The following is a 17,707-nucleotide window of genomic DNA, read 5'->3' on the forward strand; positions in this document are numbered from 1 at the left end:
AAACCGACAACGGAAAAGCGGCGGTAGTTACTCTGAACTCAGGCGCTTGAGCTCGAGCCTGTCTTCGTTAATCTCGCGAAGCGCAACCGAGAGCGGCTTGTCTTCGATGGTCGAGTCGACGAGGGGTCCGACATTGTCAAAGAGGCTTCCCTCGTGCAGGTCGGCGTAGTAGTCGTTGATCTGGCGGGCGCGCTTTGACGCGAAGATGACCAGCTGGTACTTCGAGTCGACCTTCGAGAGCAGTTCGTCGATCGGCGGGTCGATGATGCCGGAGTGCTTGTCAACCATGGGGGCTCCTTGCCTGGTGGGGACTGGTTAGTGCTGCACGGCCATGTGCCACGCACGATGCTCTGTGCATGACGACAGCGAAAGTCAGCGGGAAATCGGGGCGCCGATGGGCGCATCCATCAATTCTACGACTTCCTGGGCTGCCTGGCTGACTTCCCGGTTCACGACCTTCGCGTCGAACTCATCCTGGGCCGCTAATTCCATCCTTGCCGTATCGAGTCGACGCTGTTGTTCCTCAGGTTTTTCGGTGCCCCGACCGATCAGTCTGCGCACCAGTTCTTCCCACGTCGGGGGGAGCAGGAACACGAGAAGTGCCTCGGGCATCACTGCCCTGACCTGTCGGGCACCCTGCAGATCGATCTCGAGCATGACCCGTTTTCCGGCGGCGAGAGCATCATCGATGGGAGGTCTCGGCGTGCCGTAGCGGTAGGAGTTGTGAACGACGGCCCACTCGAGCAACTCGTCGTCGGCGATCTTACGATCGAATTCCTCGTCACTCACGAAGTAGTAGTGCACACCGTCGATCTCGCCGGGACGCGGGGTGCGAGTGGTTGCCGACACACTGAGCATCACGTTCGGAAAGTTCTCACGGATGTGCGCAGAAACCGTCCCCTTGCCCACCGCCGTCGGCCCGGCGAGCACGATGAGCCGGCTGGGCTCGGCGCCCTGACGGGTCACGAGATAGTCACGAAGCCTGATGCGCTGGCGAATACCGAGGCCCCCGACCCGCTTCTTGTCTGAGATGCCCAGCTCGGCCATGACCCGTCCCACGCGAGCGGGGCCCAGGGTCGGAACACTCGTCAGGAGCTCGGTCACCCGAAGTGTTGCCCCGGCACTCGCGGGATCAGACCACGCGGACTGCGCCACAGCCAGCGCGGTCTTCTGCTTCGACGCGATTGACTGCTTGACGGCGGCTCGAGCCCGCCTCGCGGCGATTGCTGCCCGACCCGCCGCCGCCCGGTCCACCTCGGGTGGTGCCGGCCTCGGGCTCATCGTGCAACTCCCGAGGCGAGGATGGCGGCCTGACTGCTGAGCTCGGTGCGCGCGCCATCGGGGCCAGCGCGAAGCACACTGCGGCCGAGGTTGGCGATGACGTTGCCCGACACGAGGCCGAACAGGGCGGGAAGTTCGGTGATCAGCGCACCCTGTTCGCCGAATCCCGGGGCGAGCACCGGTGTCTTCGAGAGACTGGATGCGTCAATGCCGTAGTCGGCCGACCGCACTGTGGCCCCGATCACCACACCGATCGAGCCGAGGCCCGGCGTTGAAGAATTGAGAGACTGCACCTCCTCGACGATACTCGCGGCCACCGTTCGCCCGCGGTATTCACCCCGGCCGAGCACGGCGGTCTGCGTATCGACCGACTCGGGGTTCGACGTCGCCGCAAGCACGAACAAACCCTTACCGCCAGCGTTGGCAAGATCGATCACATCCGTGAGAGAACCCACGCCCTGGTACGCAGCGAGGGTCATCGCATCGGCTTCGAGCGCAGAACCCGGTGTGAGCCAGGCTGCGCCGTATGCCGCAACGGTCGAGCCAACATCGCCACGCTTCGCATCGGCGATCACGAGCAGCCCGGCTCCGCGAGCCGCAGCGAGTACGGCCTCCAGCGCCACAAAACCCTTGGAGCCGAAACGTTCGAAGAAGGCAACCTGCGGCTTGACGATTCCGACGACCCCGGCCGCGACATCCACGCACCGAAGGCCGAATTCACGAGCACCCGCGGCCGAATCCGGCAGGCTCCACTCGTCGAGCAGGAACGCATGGGGGTCGATGCCGAGGCACAGACGACCGCTCGTGGTGAAGACAGCGTCCAGTCGCTCGCCGAAACTAAGCATGTGCTACTTGCGACCGTGCCAATCGTTCCGCGCGGTCGATCGCATAATCCTGCAGCGAACGCACCTCGAATCCGTCACGGATCGCCTCAAATGACGCCACGGCCGCACCGAGCTGGGCGATCGTGGTGAAGAGTGGCTTATCGGCGGCGACCGTGGCCGTGCGGATCTCGTATCCATCTGCCCTGGCGCTTCGACCGCTCGGCGTGTTGATGACCACGTCGACCTCGCCCCGGTTGATGAGCTCGACAATCGAGGGCTCGCCCTCGACGACCTCCTGGCCCATGAAGTACTTGCGAACCACCCTGGCTTCGATGCCGTTGCGAGCCAACACCTCTGCTGTGCCCTCGGTTGCGAGAATTTTGAATCCGAGCTGGCTCAGCCGGAGCACTGGCAGCACGATGGCACGCTTATCACGGTCGGCGACAGACACGAAGACAGCTCCGCTCGACGGGAGGCCCCCATACGCGGCCTCCTGGCTCTTCGCGAACGCCTTGGGGAAATTCGAGTCGATGCCCATGACCTCGCCGGTCGAACGCATCTCCGGGCCGAGAACCGAGTCGACGACGTGGCCTTCGACGGTGCGGAAACGTTTGAACGGCAACACGGCCTCTTTGACCGAGACCGGTGCATCCATCGGGACAATGGAGCCGTCCTGTGCGGGCAGCATGCCATCGGCAACGAGCGAGCGGATGTCGCGGCCGACCATGACCAGCGCAGCTGCCTTCGCCAGCGGAATGCCCAGCGCCTTCGAGACGAAGGGGACGGTTCTGGATGCCCGGGGATTCGCCTCGAGCACGTAGAGGATTCCCTGGCCGATGGCGAACTGCACGTTGATGAGCCCACGCACGCCGATTCCGGCCGCGATCCCCCGTGTTGCTTCGCGCACGCGGTCGATGACGTCACGCCCGAGGGTGACGGGGGGCAGGGTGCAGGCGGAGTCGCCGGAGTGGATACCGGCCTCCTCGATGTGCTCCATGATGCCGCCGATGTACAGCTCGGTGCCGTCGTAGAGCGCATCGATATCGATCTCGACGGCGTCATCGAGGAACCTGTCGACCAGCAGTGGGGAGCCCGGCGCGATGATGGCCTGATCCTTGACCCGCTCGAAGTAGTCGGCCATCGACTCGGAGTCGTAGACGATCTCCATGCCGCGACCGCCGAGAACGTGCGACGGGCGCACGAGCACCGGGTACCCGATGTCTTCGGCGATCGTGATCGCCTCGTCGCGGTCGGTCGCGGTTCCGTTCTTCGGGGCGATGAGTCCGGCCTCCGCCAGGATCTTCGAGAACAGCCCACGCTCTTCTGCGAGGTCGATCGCCTCAGGGGTCGTGCCGAGGATCGGCACGCCCGCATCCTTCAGTCCCTGTGCGAGACCCAGCGCGGTCTGGCCGCCGAGCTGCACGACGACACCGACGAGCTCGCCGGACTGCGACTCGGCGTGGATGATCTCGAGCACGTCCTCGAGCGTCAGCGGCTCGAAGTAGAGCCTGTCGCTCGTGTCGTAGTCAGTTGACACGGTCTCGGGATTGCAGTTGATCATGATGGTCTCGAAACCCGCATCCGACAGGGCGAAAGACGCATGCACGCAGGAGTAGTCGAACTCGATTCCCTGGCCGATCCGGTTCGGACCGGAGCCGAGGATGATGACCTTGCGTCGATCGCTCGGCGTGACCTCGGTCTCGAGGTCGTAGCTCGAGTAGTGGTACGGCGTGAGCGCAGGGAATTCACCGGCGCAGGTGTCGACGGTCTTGAAGACGGGGCGCACGCCGAGCTGCCAGCGCAGCGCCCGCACCTCGGCCTCGGCGATTCCGCGAAGCTGTGCGATCTGTACGTCGCTGAAACCGTGGTCTTTGGAAAGCCTGAGGAGATTCGCGTCGAGGGCTCCTGCGGAGGCGATGTCGTCCGCAACCTCGTTGATCAGCGCGATCTGGTCGATAAACCACGGGTCGATCGCCGTGGCCTCGAAGACCTCGGCTGTCGTCGCACCGGCACGCATGGCCTGCTGGACAGTGACGATTCGACCGTCGGTGGGAATGGATGACACGGCCAGAAGCTCGGCCTTGTCGCCGGGTTCGCCCTCCCAGTGGAAGCTGCTGCCCCGCTTCTCGAGCGAGCGCAGCGCCTTCTGGAGAGCGGTCGAATAGTTGCGGCCGATCGCCATCGCCTCGCCGACCGACTTCATGGTCGTGGTCAGCCGCACATCGGCTGCGGGGAACTTCTCGAACGCGAAGCGCGGGACCTTGACCACGACATAGTCGAGGGTCGGCTCGAACGAGGCTGGTGTCACCTTCGTGATGTCGTTCGGAATCTCATCGAGCCGGTAGCCGATGGCCAGTTTCGCGGCAATCTTGGCGATCGGGAATCCGGTGGCCTTGGATGCGAGGGCACTCGATCGCGAGACACGGGGGTTCATCTCGATGACGATCACGCGACCGGTGGCCGGGTCGATGGCGAACTGGATGTTGCATCCACCCGTATCGACGCCCACGGCGCGGATGATCTCGATGCCGATGTCACGGAGGTTCTGGTATTCGCGGTCGGTGAGGGTCAGTGCAGGAGCGACCGTGATGGAGTCGCCCGTGTGCACGCCGACGGGGTCGACATTCTCGATGGAGCAGACGACCACGGTGTTGTCTGCCGTGTCGCGCATGAGTTCGAGCTCGTATTCCTTCCAGCCGAGGATCGACTCCTCCAGCAGCACCTCCGTGGTCGGGCTCTGGTGCAGTCCGTCGGTGACCATGCGAATGAGTTCTGCTCGGTCGTAAGCGAATCCCGAGCCCAGCCCGCCCATAGTGAAGCTCGGACGGATCACCAGTGGGAAGCCGAGATCCTCAGCGAACTCGACAGCCTCAGCGACAGTGTGCGCGATGTAGCTCTTCGCGACGTCAGCGCCGACATCCAGCACGAGCTGCTTGAAAATCTGTCGATCTTCGCCCTTGTTGATCGCCTCGAAGTTGGCGCCGATGAGCTCGACGTCGTACTTCTCGAGAATGCCGTGCTTGTGGAGGTCGATCGCAGCGTTCAGGGCGGTCTGGCCACCCAGGGTCGGCAGGATCGCGTCCGGCTTCTCTTTCGCGATGATCGTCTCGATGACCTCCCACGTGATCGGCTCGATATATGTCGCGTCTGCGAAATCAGGATCGGTCATGATCGTGGCCGGATTCGAGTTGACCAGGATGACCCGCACGCCCTCCTCGCGCAGCACACGGCAGGCCTGGGTGCCGGAGTAGTCGAACTCTGCAGCCTGGCCGATGACGATCGGGCCTGAGCCGATCACCAGGACGGAGTTGATGTCTGGGCGCTTAGGCATTGGTTTCTTTCCGGGCGCTCAGCACCATGTCGCGGAATCGGTCGAAGAGATAATTGGCATCGTGCGGCCCGGCGGCGGCCTCGGGGTGGTACTGCACCGAGAAGGCCGGGATGTCGAGGGCGTTGAGACCCTCCACCACGTTGTCGTTGAGGTTCACGTGGCTCACTACGACACGCCCGAAGCCTGCCGGGCTCTCCGAGATCGCCCCGATCGGGGCATCCACGGCAAAGCCATGATTATGGCTGGTGATCTCGGTGCGACCCGTGGCGACGTCGACGACGGGCTGGTTGATGCCGCGGTGCCCGAACGGCAGCTTGTACGTGCCGAAGCCGAGGGCGCGACCGAGCAACTGGTTGCCGAAGCAAATCCCGAAGAACGGCAAACCCTCTCTCAGCACGTCCTGCAGCAATTCGACATGGCCGTCGGATGCCGCGGGGTCGCCGGGCCCGTTCGAGTAGAACACCGCGACCGGGTCGATCGCGAGCAGCTCATCGATCGAGATCGACTGGGGAAGCACATGCACCTCAAAGCCGCGAGCGACGAGGTGGTTGATCGTCGAGGTCTTGACTCCGAGGTCGAGGACGGCGAGGCGACCGATGCTCCCGGCGTCAGGCGCGACGACATAGCCGACCTCCGTCGAGACCTCGGCAGACAGGTTCTGGCCAGACATCAGCCCGGCATCGCGCACGATGGATAGCTGGGCTTCAGGATCGAGAGCCGCATCCGCGCCGGAGAAGACACCGCCGCGCATCGACCCGGCATCCCGCAGCCGTCGGGTGACGGCCCGAGTGTCGATACCGCTGATGCCGACGACCCGCTCGGAGACCAACAGGTCACCAAGTGATCCGTTCGCCCTGTAGTTGGAGACGACACGACTGGGATCGCGGACGACGTATCCGGACACCCAGATCCGCGATGACTCCATGTCTTCATCGTTGACACCGGTGTTACCGACGTGCGGTGCGGTCATCACGACGATCTGGCCGGCATAGCTCGGGTCGGTCAGGGTCTCCTGATAGCCGGTCATGCCGGTGGCGAAGACCACCTCCCCCAGGGTGCGACCGATTGCGCCATAGGCGCGACCCGGATAGCGAGTGCCATCCTCGAGCACAAGTACTGCTGGTTCGAAACTCACGCCGCCTGCTTTCTCATGGGAGATCTTTTCTATCCGCGAGCACTGACCTGGCGGCCCGCTCGAATTCTGTGGGCTCTGCCATACGGAGATAACTGTCGACGACCCGGTCGCCGAGCATCCACTCGATGAGGTGCAGGCCGTCTTTTTCGACGACCCGGTCGATGGTCCAGGTGGCCCTGCGGATGTCGCGGAGGTCGCCCCGCGGGATGAACAGGTCCTTGCCCGGCAGCTGCAACAGGATGCCGGTCTCGGCGACCACCGCTGTCACATTGCTGCGGAACCCGAGCCCATGCACAGCAATGCGATCGAGTGGATCACCACTCCCTGTCGTCGCGACGTACTTACCGTTGAGCGTCGTGAGGACAGCGCCGAGGTCGACCGGAGCCGCCTGGAGCGGCACGATGTCGCGCTGGCGGCGGCGGCGGCCCATCCAGCCGAGCACCATGAGGAGCAGCAACACTGCCAGGAAGACCACGACGATGGCCTGCAGGATCGTCCTATCCATGAGCGCCACCATTGCCGGCAACGGCATCCTTCGCGACGGTATCGGCATCGACGAGTTCGCCGTCGCTTACCGTCAGGTAGCCGTTATGGATCGTCGTGATGACCCGACCGGGCAGCTGGCGCCCCAGGTACGGGGAGTTGACTCCCTTGCCGCGCAGGTCATTCACGGAGAATGTACGAGACGCCGCGGGATCGTACAGCGTGAGATTCGCCGGGCTCCCGATGGCAAATGCCGAGTCGTAGCCGGACAGCCGACCGATCTCGGCGGGCTTCGATGACAGAACCCTCGCGACGTCCGACCAATCGAGCATTCCGCTCTCCACGACGGCGGCATGCACGACGCTCAGCGCCGACTCCAGCCCGACCATGCCGTTGGCTGCTTCACCCCAGGCGCAGTCCTTGGCCTCGACAGGATGCGGAGCGTGATCGGTGGCGACGATGTCGATGGTGCCGTCAGCGAGAGCCTCCCTGAGGGCCAGCACGTCTTCGTCGCGCCTCAGCGGCGGGTTCACCTTGAATCGTGAATCGTAGCTGCGCGCCAGTTCTTCGGTCAGCAACAGGTGGTGCGGTGTGACCTCGGCCGTGACATCCACTCCCCTGGCTTTGGCCCATCGGATGACGTCGGCCGATCCCGCGGTCGAGACGTGGCAGACGTGCAGGCGCGCGCCGACGTGCTGGGCGAGCAGCACGTCGCGGGCGATGATCGACTCCTCGGCGACGGCGGGCCAGCCTGCCAGGCCCAGCTCGTTGGAGAGTGCGCCCTCGTTCATCTGGGCGCCGAGGGTCAGTCGCGGATCCTGGGCGTGCTGGGCGACGACTCCGCCGAAGGTGGTGACGTATTCGAGGGCGCGGCGCATGAGCAGCGCGTCGTGAACGCAGTGACCATCGTCGGAGAACACCCTGACGTGGGCTCGAGACTGTGCCATCGCACCGATCTCGGAGAGCTGCTGCCCCGCGAGCCCGGCCGTGACGGCTCCGATCGGGCGAACCGTCACATAGCCGTGCTGCTGGCCGAATGCCTGCACCTGCTCGACGACGCTTGCAGTGTCCTGCACCGGCAGGGTGTTGGCCATCGCGAAGACCGCGGTGAATCCACCAATCGCCGCCGCGCGGGAACCGGTGAGCACTGTTTCGCTCTGCTCGAACCCCGGCTCCCTGAGGTGGGTGTGCAGATCGACGAGCCCCGGCAGGGCGATGAGCCCGGCCGCGTCGATCGACTGCGACCCCGACGACTGCGACCCCGACAACTGGTCGACGAAGCGGCCGTTCTCGATGAACAGATCTCTTGAGGTTCCATCGGGCAACCGTGCTCCGATAATCCTGATGCTCATGCGCGGGCCTCCCCGGTTCCAGAAAGCAGGTGGTACAGCACAGCCATCCTTATCGATACCCCGTTGGCGACCTGCTCGAGCACGGTCGATCGCTCAGAGTCGGCGGCGCCCGAGGATATCTCGAGCCCGCGATTCATGGGCCCCGGATGCATCACCATGCTAGCCGCAGGAAGACGGGCGACCCGTTCGTCGTCGAGCCCCCACTGGCGGCTGTACTCCCTCGCGTTCGGAAAGAATGCCGCTGTCATGCGTTCGGCCTGGATGCGCAGCATCATCACCACGTCCGGTCCGGCATCGACGGCGGCATCGAGATCGAGGGTGACCGTGGCGGGCCAGCCCTCGGTGCTGACGGGCAGAAGGGTCGCCGGGCCGACAAGCTGCACGCTGGCGCCGAGCGTCGAGAGCAGCCAGAGATTGGATCGCGCGACCCGCGAGTGCAGGATGTCGCCCACGATGGCCACCGTCACCCCGTCGAGCGCCCGGCCGCGCGAGGCACTCCCGTGCAGTCGCTTACGGATCGTGAACGCATCGAGCAGCGCCTGCGTCGGATGCTCGTGGGTGCCGTCCCCCGCGTTGACGATGCCGGCATCGATCCAGCCGCTGTCTGCCAGGACCCTGGGAGCCCCGGATGCCCCGTGGCGGATGACCACGGCATCCGCCCCCATCGCGGCGAGCGTCTGTGCGGTGTCTTTCAGGCTCTCGCCCTTCGACACGCTCGACCCCTTCGCGCTGAAGTTGATCACATCCGCACTGAGGCGCTTGGCAGCGACCTCGAACGATACCCGCGTGCGCGTGGAGTCTTCGAAAAAGAGATTGACGACGGTTTTGCCACGGAGGGTCGGGAGTTTCTTCACCTCACGGTTCGCGACATCCGCCATGTCCTCTGCGATGTCGAGGATGGCGACGGCCTCGTCCCTGGACAGGTCTTTCGTTGAGAGCAGGTGCCTCATTCGATCGTCACCTCGTCTACGCCATCGATCTCCGCCAGCCGAACCATGATTCGTTCCGACGTGGAGGTGGGGAGGTTCTTACCGACGAAATCCGCCCTGATCGGCAGCTCTCGGTGGCCGCGGTCGACCAGCACCGCCAGCCTGACAGTGCGGGGTCTCCCGAGGTCGCTCAGCGCATCCAGGGCGGAGCGGATCGTGCGTCCTGAATAAAGCACATCGTCGACGAGCACCACGGTCTTGCCGTCGATACCACCGGCGGGAATGGTCGTCCGGCCCGGGGCACGGGTGGGGTTCTTCGCGAGGTCATCGCGGTACATCGTGACGTCGAGCGAGCCGACGCTGACGGTTCCCGGCTCGATTGCGTTCAGGATCACGCTCAATCGAGTCGCGAGGGTGACTCCGCGAGTGGGGATGCCGAGGATGACGAGCCCGGCCGCCCCCCGATTGGACTCGAGGATCTCGTGGGAGATGCGAGTTAGAGCGCGGGCGATATCAGCCTGCTGCAGCACATGGCGTGCAGTCATTCTGACTCCCTTCCCCGTCTCTCTGGACGGAACTTAAAGGATGTCTGTCGCTTTTATCGTAGCGCCCATTCCCCGGCTCATTCTTCGAGCGTCCGTCGGCCCGGAGGAGGTCGGTCACACAAACGTCGACCCTTGGCACGTGGCGGAGTGGGGTGACCATGGACCGATTGCCCGCGAAAGCAGGTACCCGTCATGAATTGGCCTGATTCGCCCGCAGGCAATACCGTGAGAGCGTGATTTTCTCCGCCGTCATCGCCGGCTTCTTCTCGGGCGCAGCGCTCATCATCGCCATCGGAGCCCAGAATGCTTTCGTGCTTCGGCAGGGAATACGGCGCGAACACGTGCTGCCCATAGTCGCGGTATGCGCGCTCTCGGATGCCATCCTCATCGCACTCGGCGTCGCCGGGATCGGCACCCTCGTGACGGCAGCGCCTCTCATCCTGGAGATCATCCGATGGGCTGGTGTGCTTTTCCTTGTCGGATATGCGATCGTCGCCGCACGCCGGGCGATCCGCCCGAATGCCCTCGTGGTCGGCGGTAGCGATGCGATCAGCCGCACGGCGGCGATCGCCACCGTGCTTGCCCTGACGTGGCTCAACCCACACGTTTACCTCGACACGGTGCTGCTGCTCGGTTCGCTTTCGACGGCTCACGGACCCGAGGGACGGTGGTGGTTCGCGGGCGGGGCCATCGTGGCCAGTCTCGTGTGGTTCACGTCGCTCGGATTCGGCGCACGGCTATTGCGTGGGCTCTTCGCAAAGCCCGCGGCCTGGCGCATCCTCGACCTCAGCATCGCCGCAGTCATGCTCATTCTCGCGGTGCGGCTCATACTGCCGTCCTAACTGGCCGCGGCCCAGCGCTTCAGGTCCAGCGCGTCAGGTCCAGCGCTTCAGCAGGTGCATCTCCAGGAGCCCGATGAGCGCATCCGTCGTCTTCCCGAGCACCGCCAGCAACACGATGGCCAGGAACGTGCGATCGAGTCGTCCGTTGTTGGCAGAATCGCTGAGCAGGAATCCGAGTCCCATGGATGCCGCGATCAGCTCGGCCGCGACGAGAAACAGCCATGACTGCGCGAGCGCGAGCCGGAGCCCGGACACGATGCTCGGAACGACGGCGGGAAGCTGCACCTGCCGCAGCAGCTGGAGCCGTCCCAGGCCGTAAGCCCGACCGAGCTCGACGAGATGCGGATCCACATGCCGGAGCGCTCCGGCTACCGTCGTGTAGACCGGGAACAGCGCACCGATCGCGATGAGAGTGACTTTTGAGTCTTCGTTGATGCCCAGGTACAGGATGAGCAACGGAACCCACGCGAGCGACGGCACCGCCCTGAACGCTCCGATGGTCGGCACGAGAAATGCGCTTGCCACCCTCGAGAGACCCACGAGTGATCCGATGACCAGCCCGATGCCGGCGCCGGCGACGAAGCCGATCAGCACCCGCTGCACGGAGATTCCCACGTACGGGCCCAGTTGCCCGCGCGCGGCCAGGTCGATGCCAGCCAGCCAGACGCTCGTCGGTGACGGAAGTCGGTACGCGGGTACGAGTCCCGTCGCCGAGATGAACTGCCAACCACCGAGCAGCAGCACCGGCACTACGAAGCCGAGAGCAATCACCCACCGCTTCGAATGAATGGCCCCTCGGCGTCGCTGGCTGAGCGCGGTGCCGGCGGCCGAATATCCGTAACCCGAGACGTATTGCACAAGACTCGCAGCCGACTCCGTGGTGGAGTCGGCTGCGAGGTCGTGCTTCTGGGCGTTCTCAGCCAATGACCGAGGGGTCCGACTTGTCGATGAACTCGGTGTTGAAGAGCGAGTCGAGGGCGGAGTCGATCAGGTCCTGGCTCGCGACGTCTCCGGATTCGACGAAGATCGGCCCGATGAAGGCCAGCACGTCGTGCTGCTTCTTGCCCGGCTTCGGGTCGACCTCGAGGTTGGTGCGGTCGGCAATCACCGAGGTCGCGATAGCGGGATCGATACCGGCAACCGTTGCAAGGATGCCTGCCGTCTCCTCCGGGTTGGCGATGGCATATTCGCGAGCCTTCTCGTAGGCGTCGACCACCAGCTGGGCGAGGTCAGGCGACTTCTCGAGGAAGCTCTCTGTGGCGTTCAGGAACCCGTAGCTGTTGAAGTCGATGTTGTCGTAGATGATCTTCGAACCGGCGGTCGCGACACTCGTCGAGAGCAGCGGATCCAGTCCCGACCATGCGTCGACAGCACCAGACTCCAGGGCAGCCTTCCCGTCGGCGTGCTGCAGGTTCTGCACTGTCACGTCGTTCAGTGTGAGTCCGGCTTCACCGAGCGACTGCAGCAGGAAGAAATAGGGATCCGTGCCCTTCGTCGCGGCGATCGACTTGCCCTTGAGCTCCGAAACCTTCGTGATCGTCGAGCCGGCGGGAACCAGGATCGCGGCCCAGTTGGGCTGCGAGTAGATGTCGATGGCCTGGATCGGCGATCCGTTGGATCGCGCGAGCAGCGCGGCAGATCCCGCGGTCGATCCGACGTCGATGGCCCCGGCGCGCAGCGCCTCGTTCGCCTTGTTCGACCCGGCAGACTGCACCCAGTTAATCGCGACCTTGCCTTCCGTGGCATCCTCGAGCCAGCCCTGGTCCTTGATGATCAGGCTGAGTGGGTTGTAGGTGGCGAAATCGATGTTCAGCACATCCGCACTCCACTCACCCGGAAGGGTGCTTGCAGGCTCCGGCTCGGCGACGGCGCCCGAACCCTCACCGGCGCAGCCCGACAGTGCGATGGCTACCGTTGCGGCAATGGCGATCAAGGGCAGAAACTTTTTCTTCACGGTGCTCCTCAAAATGTGTGTACAGGGTGGTGGGTTGACACGCCGAGCCCCTCCAGGAGCTCGGCACGCAGGTGCGCCAGGGAGGAGTCGCCGCGATCGCGCGGACGGGTTCCCGGGACGGTGATAACGGAGCGGATGACGGCTCCGGAGTTGCTCGCATAACCGGACTCGACGCCGAGCAGCACGACGCGGTCAGCGAGGTACAGCGCCTCTTCGACGTCGTGGGTGACGAACAGGATGGTGGCGGGTTCTGCTGCGTGGATGTCGAGCAGCAGATCCTGCATGGTGAGCCGGGTCAGTGCATCGAGCGCTCCGAACGGCTCGTCGAGCAACAGCACTCCCGGTCCGCGGGCGAGGGCACGGGCGAGGGATGCCCGCTGGGCCATGCCACCAGAGACCTGGCGCGGACGAAGGCTTGCGGCATCCGTCAACTGCACGAGCTCGAGCAGTTCCGCGACCCGGTCACGTCGTTCACCGCGAGGCGTGCCCTTGGGCAATCCGAGGTCGACGTTGGCCTCGATGGAACGCCACGGAAGCAACCGCGGCTCCTGGAAGGCGATGGCCGAGCGCTGGTCGATGCCGGTGAGGGCCGAGCCGTCGATGCGCACAGATCCTCTGTCGGGAACGTCGAGTCCGCCCACCTGGCGCAGCAGGGTGGACTTGCCGCTGCCGGAGGCTCCGATGAGCGCGACGATCTCGCCCGGTGTGATCTCAAGCGACACATCCCGCAGTACCCGGCGCGGTGGATCCTTCGAGGTCGCGCCGGCGAAGGAGCGCTCGACATCGACGAGAGACACCGACAGTGCTGGTGCACTGCGCCCGGGAATGGCTGTCGCTGAGGTCATCCCTGCACGTTACGGGCTAGAGCTAATCATTCGGCAGCCGGGACGTAACCCTGCGTCATGCTTACCGCAGGCGACGTCGGGGCTTGCCGCAGGCGGTGTCGGGGCTTGCCGCAGGCAACGTCGGGACCGATCAGCTGCGGCTGGCTGCGATCCGTCCCAACAGGCCATTCACGAAGCCTGCCGAGTCGTCAGTGCTGTGCAGTGTCGCCGACTCGACGGCTTCTGAAATCGCGACGCTGTCAGGTACCTCGGTGTTGTAGAGGATCTCCCAGACGCCGATGCGCAGCAGCGCCCGGTCGACCGCGGGCATGCGCGCGAGAGTCCAGTCCTGCGCATAGGTCTCGATGAGTTCATCGATCTCATCACCGTGTTCGGTGATGCCGATCACGATGTCGCGCGCGTATCCCCATGATGACGCGCGCTTGGTGTCCCCCTCAGCACGGGCCTGCTCGGCGGCGAGCACGGTGTTGATCGACTCTTCGCGAACGTCGGCTCCGTACAGCACATCAAGGGCGCGCTTGCGTGATTTGGTACGAGCGCCCATCAGGCTGCGGCCTCCGGTGTCGTCATGGTCTTAGTCATTGACGCGGCCGAGGTATGAGCCATCACGAGTGTCGACCTTGACCCTGGTGCCCTGTTCGAGGAACAGCGGGACCTGGATCTGGTAGCCGGTCTCGACGGTTGCGGGCTTCGTGCCGCCGGTCGAACGATCGCCCTGCAGGCCGGGCTCCGTGTAGGTGATCTCGAGAGTGACGGATGCCGGCAGCTCGACATAGAGCGGGTCGCCGTTGTGCAGCGCGATGGTCACGTTCTGGTTCTCGAGCATGAAGTTTGCGGCGTCACCGACGTTGGCGGGCGACAGTGTGATCTGGTCGTATGTGCCCACGTCCATGAAGACGTAGTTCTCGCCGTCTTTGTAGAGGTACTGGAAGTCCGCACGGTCGACGACTTCGGTTTCGATCTTCGCTCCGGCGTTGAACGTGCGGTCCACGACCTTGCCGCTCATGACGTTCTTGACCTTCGTGCGCACGAATGCGCCACCCTTGCCTGGCTTGACGTGCTGGAAGTCGATGACGGTCCACAGCTGGCCGTCCATGTTGAGAACGACGCCGTTCCTGATGTCAGCGGTTGAGGCCATGGGAGTGTTCCGTTCGTTGGTGACAGCGTTGGTCGAGACCGACCATCGATTCTACGTGTTGGGCGGGTCGCTAGCGAACGAGCCTCGAGCGAACGAGGCTCAACGCGAGGCTGTATGAGTCGAAACCGAATCCTGCGATCACACCGGTAGCCACAGCCGAGATCACGCTCGTGTGCCTGAACTGCTCGCGAGCGTGGGGGTTGCTCAGGTGCACTTCGACGAGGATCAAGCCGGCCGAGGTCACCAGTTTTGCTGCATCGCTGAGGGCGTACGAGTAATGCGTGAAGGCTGCGGGATTCAGGATCACGGGGCTCGAGGTATCCACGGCCTCGTGCAGCCACCCGATCAGCGTCGCTTCGTCGTCGGTCTGGCGCAGGTCGATGGTGAGGCCGGATGCCTCGGCCTCGAGCCGCACCCGAAGATCGTCGAGGGTGCCACTGCCGTACACGTCGGGCTCGCGAGTGCCGAGCCTGCCGAGGTTCGGGCCATTGAGAACGAGGACTGTGGTCACGGGTTCGAGTGTATCGAGACACCACCGGGATAACGCGCCGCCCTGATCGACCTCCGACTGCGCAGGCTTACAGCACGTTCTTCGGCAGGCGATGGATCGTCACTGCACCCACGGCGGCAAACGGGTGCAGGGGGTCCGGTTCGCCGGAACCGGTCGGACCCCCGAGGCGGGTGTGCCCAACCGCGCTCATGACGGAATACGCGTCCCCAAGATCCCAGCCGTGCTGCCCCGTGAGAAACGCGAACATATCCTCGTAGCCACGCGTGATACTTTCCTGGACCGGATCGCCGAGACCGACGAATATCCATTCATCCGCGGTCTCGACGCGCGGCGCGCGCAGCGGCATATTCTTGACCAGGTCAATACTGACCACCGCAGTGCCCTCGGCTTCGATGGCGACGAACGAGGACTCGCCCTCCGCCATCAGCGCGTGGATGTCGCCGATTGACAAATAGGCTCCGGGCACCATGACGGGAAGGTAGACCCTGGATCCGGGTCGGCACTCGGTGAGGTCCATATTGCCGCCCTGCGGATAGCTGGGCATGATCGTTGAATTCACACGCTCTGCCGGTGCGGTTCCGATGCACCCGATCATCGGTCTGGCGTCAAAGACGTGCCGCTCCGTGACGTGCACTCCGTCTGCATCAATGGGTATCTGGCGAGTGAACACCGTGTCACCCATGACGCGTCTCAACGCTCCAGTACCGGGGATGCTGACCGACCAGCCGTGCTCTTTCAACCGGATCTCGTGGATCGTCACCACGAGCGCATCCCCGGGCTCAGCACCCTCCACGTACACCGGACCCGTCACTGGGTTGATGCCCACGGTGAGCTTTTCCATGTCGTGATGCTGGTGCAGTTGTTCGTACACCGCATCGCTGGTTTCGAAGCCGATCGTCTCGCCCGTACCCGGCGCAATGCGTAGGGCCGGCGGGGTATCGGCTCCGAAACCAAACTTGCCGTGCGACTTGTCGAGAAAGTGGTCGATCGTCCCGGTCCGATGAGAATCGGTCATGAGAGCGACTCGCCCGGCCCCACGGCGGGCACCTTCGTCACGTCGAGATCATCTGCGCCCTTCTCGGCGTCCTCGCCAGAGAATTCGGTCTTTCTGCCGCTGATTCGGTAGTAGAAGAAGACTCCCGCTCCGAGAACCAGCCAGATTACGCCGCCGATCTTGGCCTGCGGTGCTGCGTTCAGCAGTACATATCCAATGATCAGGAACCCGAGAATCGGCACGACGAGATGAAGAAGGTAGTTGTGCGACTTCTTGCGCACCACGTAATACACGATGACGGCGAGGTGCAGCATCATGAACCCAAACAGGGCGCCGAAGTTCACGAGGGCTGCGATCAGGTCGATCTGCCCGACAAAGAACAGCACCAGAACGGCGGAGATTGCCGAGACGACGAGAACTGCATTTCGCGGGATCTGTCGACGGTCGATGCGTGACAGAAATGCGGGCAGCTGCCGGTCTCGGCTCATGGAGTAGAGCAACCTGGACGTAGCGGCCTGGGCTGCCATCGCGTTGGCGATTCCGACGGCCATCACGTTGACCACGAAGAACGCCGTCATCCACCCGCTGTTCGAGGCCGCCTGCACCAGGATAAAGAACGCGTTGCCAACCTCGTCGTCGCCGAACGATTCCCGTCCCCCGGCGAGGGCACTGGCCAGCCAGGTCTGCAGGATGAACAGGAAGGCGACCACGAAAAGCGCCATGATCATGGCGCGGCCGGCAGCATTGCGACCGCCGGTCGCTTCCTCCGACATGGTCGAAATGCCGTCGAAGCCCAGGAAGCTGAGCACCGCGATCGACAGGGCCGACGCGATGAGCGGCCCCGTCACCTTGCTTGCGTCCCATAGTGGGTCGATGGTGAAGGCAGCGTCGGGAATCGTGTTGCCGCTTAACGCATTGACAGCTATGACGACAAAGATCACCACGAAGGCGAGCTCGATGGCCAGGAAGATGCGGTTGATCCGTTTGATGGAACTGATTCCCAGCAGGTTGATCACCGTGTTGATGACCACGAAGATCACCGCCCACATCCAGCGGGGAGAGTCCGGGAAGATGCCGACCATCGACTCTGCGGCGAAGACGTACAGCAGTGTTGGCACCAGCAGATAGTCCAGCAGGATTGCCCAGCCCGCGAAGAACCCGGCGGTCGGGTGGATCCCGCGCCCCACATACGAGAAGACCGAGCCGGCCAGCGGGATCGACTTGGCCATCTGCTGGTAAGCGAGCGCCGTGAAAATCATGGCGATCAGGCCGATCAGGTAGACCAGCGGAACCATTCCACCCGCCGCGTTGTAGACCACGCCGAAGATTGCCCACGGTGCAATCGGCACCATGAACACGAGTCCGTAGATCAGCAGGTCCAGGGTGGAGACGGAACGCTTGAGTTCCTGTTTATAACCGTAGGACTCGAGCTGCTGCTGCGGCGTGAGATCCGGCGAATCTATTCTCGACATCTTTGTCTTTCTGTTGAAGTGGGGGAACTGCATTATGAGAGCTGACCGTGCTGCGCTGCGGTGGTGCTGGT

At 64.0% G+C, this 17,707-nt stretch carries 18 protein-coding genes; 1 reads left to right on the top strand and 17 read right to left on the bottom strand.

What is annotated here, in order from left to right; all coding sequences use genetic code 11:
• Positions 1 to 27 precede the first annotated feature (27 nt).
• From rpoZ to pyrR, 9 genes are all read right to left on the bottom strand, one after another.
• Positions 28 to 288: a DNA-directed RNA polymerase subunit omega gene (rpoZ, locus tag IEW81_RS00765; protein WP_097061842.1), complete on the bottom strand. Its 261-nt coding sequence runs from the start codon at positions 286 to 288 to the stop codon at positions 28 to 30.
• Between the two features lie 84 nt (positions 289 to 372).
• A complete protein-coding gene (gene gmk / locus IEW81_RS00770) occupies positions 373 to 1,281 on the bottom strand; it encodes a guanylate kinase (RefSeq protein ID WP_097061841.1) in 909 nt (302 codons plus the stop codon).
• Positions 1,278 to 2,126, bottom strand: a complete 849-nt coding sequence (gene pyrF, locus IEW81_RS00775; protein WP_097061840.1) for an orotidine-5'-phosphate decarboxylase — start codon at positions 2,124 to 2,126, stop codon at positions 1,278 to 1,280. The genes gmk and pyrF overlap by 4 nt, the downstream gene beginning before the upstream one ends.
• Positions 2,119 to 5,436, bottom strand: coding sequence for a carbamoyl-phosphate synthase large subunit (gene carB, locus IEW81_RS00780; RefSeq protein WP_097061839.1), 3,318 nt, complete (start codon positions 5,434 to 5,436; stop codon positions 2,119 to 2,121). The genes pyrF and carB overlap by 8 nt, the downstream gene beginning before the upstream one ends.
• Entirely contained in the window at positions 5,429 to 6,571 is a 1,143-nt protein-coding gene (carA, locus tag IEW81_RS00785; protein ID WP_097061838.1) for a glutamine-hydrolyzing carbamoyl-phosphate synthase small subunit, read from the bottom strand. The genes carB and carA overlap by 8 nt, the downstream gene beginning before the upstream one ends.
• A gap of 13 nt (positions 6,572 to 6,584) precedes the next feature.
• Positions 6,585 to 7,076 (bottom strand): PH-like domain-containing protein, encoded by a 492-nt coding sequence (locus IEW81_RS00790; protein WP_143544738.1) that lies wholly within the window; start codon positions 7,074 to 7,076, stop codon positions 6,585 to 6,587.
• The gene (locus IEW81_RS00795) at positions 7,069 to 8,406 is read right to left on the bottom strand and encodes a dihydroorotase (RefSeq protein ID WP_097061836.1); all 1,338 of its coding nucleotides are present in this window, start codon (positions 8,404 to 8,406) and stop codon (positions 7,069 to 7,071) included. The genes IEW81_RS00790 and IEW81_RS00795 overlap by 8 nt, the downstream gene beginning before the upstream one ends.
• A complete protein-coding gene (locus IEW81_RS00800; RefSeq protein WP_097061835.1) occupies positions 8,403 to 9,356 on the bottom strand; it encodes an aspartate carbamoyltransferase catalytic subunit in 954 nt (317 codons plus the stop codon). Before IEW81_RS00800 ends, IEW81_RS00795 begins: the two co-directional genes overlap by 4 nt.
• Positions 9,353 to 9,880: a bifunctional pyr operon transcriptional regulator/uracil phosphoribosyltransferase PyrR gene (pyrR, locus tag IEW81_RS00805; protein ID WP_097061834.1), complete on the bottom strand. Its 528-nt coding sequence runs from the start codon at positions 9,878 to 9,880 to the stop codon at positions 9,353 to 9,355. The genes IEW81_RS00800 and pyrR overlap by 4 nt, the downstream gene beginning before the upstream one ends.
• 236 nt (positions 9,881 to 10,116) lie before the next feature.
• On the opposite strand from pyrR, the gene IEW81_RS00810 reads away from it, so the two are divergent.
• A complete protein-coding gene (locus IEW81_RS00810) occupies positions 10,117 to 10,722 on the top strand; it encodes a LysE/ArgO family amino acid transporter (RefSeq protein ID WP_097061988.1) in 606 nt (201 codons plus the stop codon).
• 33 nt (positions 10,723 to 10,755) lie between these two features.
• Here IEW81_RS00810 and IEW81_RS00815 read toward each other — a convergent pair whose 3' ends face one another.
• The 8 genes from IEW81_RS00815 to IEW81_RS00850 all read right to left on the bottom strand — a co-directional run bounded on the left by IEW81_RS00815 (position 10,756) and on the right by IEW81_RS00850 (position 17,636).
• Positions 10,756 to 11,511: an ABC transporter permease gene (locus tag IEW81_RS00815; protein WP_229671265.1), complete on the bottom strand. Its 756-nt coding sequence runs from the start codon at positions 11,509 to 11,511 to the stop codon at positions 10,756 to 10,758.
• A gap of 127 nt (positions 11,512 to 11,638) precedes the next feature.
• Positions 11,639 to 12,676 (bottom strand): aliphatic sulfonate ABC transporter substrate-binding protein, encoded by a 1,038-nt coding sequence (locus IEW81_RS00820; RefSeq protein WP_229671181.1) that lies wholly within the window; start codon positions 12,674 to 12,676, stop codon positions 11,639 to 11,641.
• Between the two features lie 8 nt (positions 12,677 to 12,684).
• Positions 12,685 to 13,521 carry an ABC transporter ATP-binding protein gene (locus tag IEW81_RS00825; RefSeq protein ID WP_097061832.1) on the bottom strand — a complete coding sequence of 279 codons (837 nt, stop codon included), beginning with the start codon at positions 13,519 to 13,521 and terminating at the stop codon, positions 12,685 to 12,687.
• A 130-nt stretch (positions 13,522 to 13,651) separates the two neighbouring features.
• Positions 13,652 to 14,065, bottom strand: a complete 414-nt coding sequence (gene nusB / locus IEW81_RS00830) for a transcription antitermination factor NusB (protein WP_097061831.1) — start codon at positions 14,063 to 14,065, stop codon at positions 13,652 to 13,654.
• Positions 14,066 to 14,095: 30 nt separating this feature from the next.
• A complete protein-coding gene (gene efp / locus IEW81_RS00835) occupies positions 14,096 to 14,659 on the bottom strand; it encodes an elongation factor P (RefSeq protein ID WP_097061830.1) in 564 nt (187 codons plus the stop codon).
• 70 nt (positions 14,660 to 14,729) lie between these two features.
• Positions 14,730 to 15,170, bottom strand: coding sequence for a type II 3-dehydroquinate dehydratase (locus IEW81_RS00840; protein WP_097061829.1), 441 nt, complete (start codon positions 15,168 to 15,170; stop codon positions 14,730 to 14,732).
• Between the two features lie 67 nt (positions 15,171 to 15,237).
• Positions 15,238 to 16,185, bottom strand: a complete 948-nt coding sequence (locus IEW81_RS00845; protein WP_097061828.1) for an acetamidase/formamidase family protein — start codon at positions 16,183 to 16,185, stop codon at positions 15,238 to 15,240.
• Positions 16,182 to 17,636 carry an APC family permease gene (locus IEW81_RS00850; protein ID WP_097061827.1) on the bottom strand — a complete coding sequence of 485 codons (1,455 nt, stop codon included), beginning with the start codon at positions 17,634 to 17,636 and terminating at the stop codon, positions 16,182 to 16,184. The genes IEW81_RS00845 and IEW81_RS00850 overlap by 4 nt, the downstream gene beginning before the upstream one ends.
• Positions 17,637 to 17,707 lie beyond the last annotated feature (71 nt).

Source organism: Salinibacterium xinjiangense, from assembly GCF_014645015.1.
Lineage (GTDB): Bacteria > Actinomycetota > Actinomycetes > Actinomycetales > Microbacteriaceae > Rhodoglobus > Rhodoglobus xinjiangensis.

Bases quoted from the DNA above. Each gene is read 5' to 3' on its own strand.
- IEW81_RS00795 (WP_097061836.1), bottom strand. From the start codon at position 8,406: ATGAGCATCAGGATTATCGGAGCACGGTTGCCCGATGGAACCTCAAGA.
- rpoZ (WP_097061842.1), bottom strand. From the start codon at position 288: ATGGTTGACAAGCACTCCGGCATCATCGACCCGCCGATCGACGAACTG.
- IEW81_RS00800 (WP_097061835.1), bottom strand. From the start codon at position 9,356: ATGAGGCACCTGCTCTCAACGAAAGACCTGTCCAGGGACGAGGCCGTC.
- IEW81_RS00850 (WP_097061827.1), bottom strand. From the start codon at position 17,636: ATGTCGAGAATAGATTCGCCGGATCTCACGCCGCAGCAGCAGCTCGAG.
- carB (WP_097061839.1), bottom strand. From the start codon at position 5,436: ATGCCTAAGCGCCCAGACATCAACTCCGTCCTGGTGATCGGCTCAGGC.
- IEW81_RS00825 (WP_097061832.1), bottom strand. From the start codon at position 13,521: ATGACCTCAGCGACAGCCATTCCCGGGCGCAGTGCACCAGCACTGTCG.
- IEW81_RS00790 (WP_143544738.1), bottom strand. From the start codon at position 7,076: ATGGATAGGACGATCCTGCAGGCCATCGTCGTGGTCTTCCTGGCAGTG.
- pyrR (WP_097061834.1), bottom strand. From the start codon at position 9,880: ATGACTGCACGCCATGTGCTGCAGCAGGCTGATATCGCCCGCGCTCTA.
- efp (WP_097061830.1), bottom strand. From the start codon at position 14,659: ATGGCCTCAACCGCTGACATCAGGAACGGCGTCGTTCTCAACATGGAC.
- IEW81_RS00845 (WP_097061828.1), bottom strand. From the start codon at position 16,185: ATGACCGATTCTCATCGGACCGGGACGATCGACCACTTTCTCGACAAG.
- gmk (WP_097061841.1), bottom strand. From the start codon at position 1,281: ATGAGCCCGAGGCCGGCACCACCCGAGGTGGACCGGGCGGCGGCGGGT.
- nusB (WP_097061831.1), bottom strand. From the start codon at position 14,065: ATGGGCGCTCGTACCAAATCACGCAAGCGCGCCCTTGATGTGCTGTAC.
- pyrF (WP_097061840.1), bottom strand. From the start codon at position 2,126: ATGCTTAGTTTCGGCGAGCGACTGGACGCTGTCTTCACCACGAGCGGT.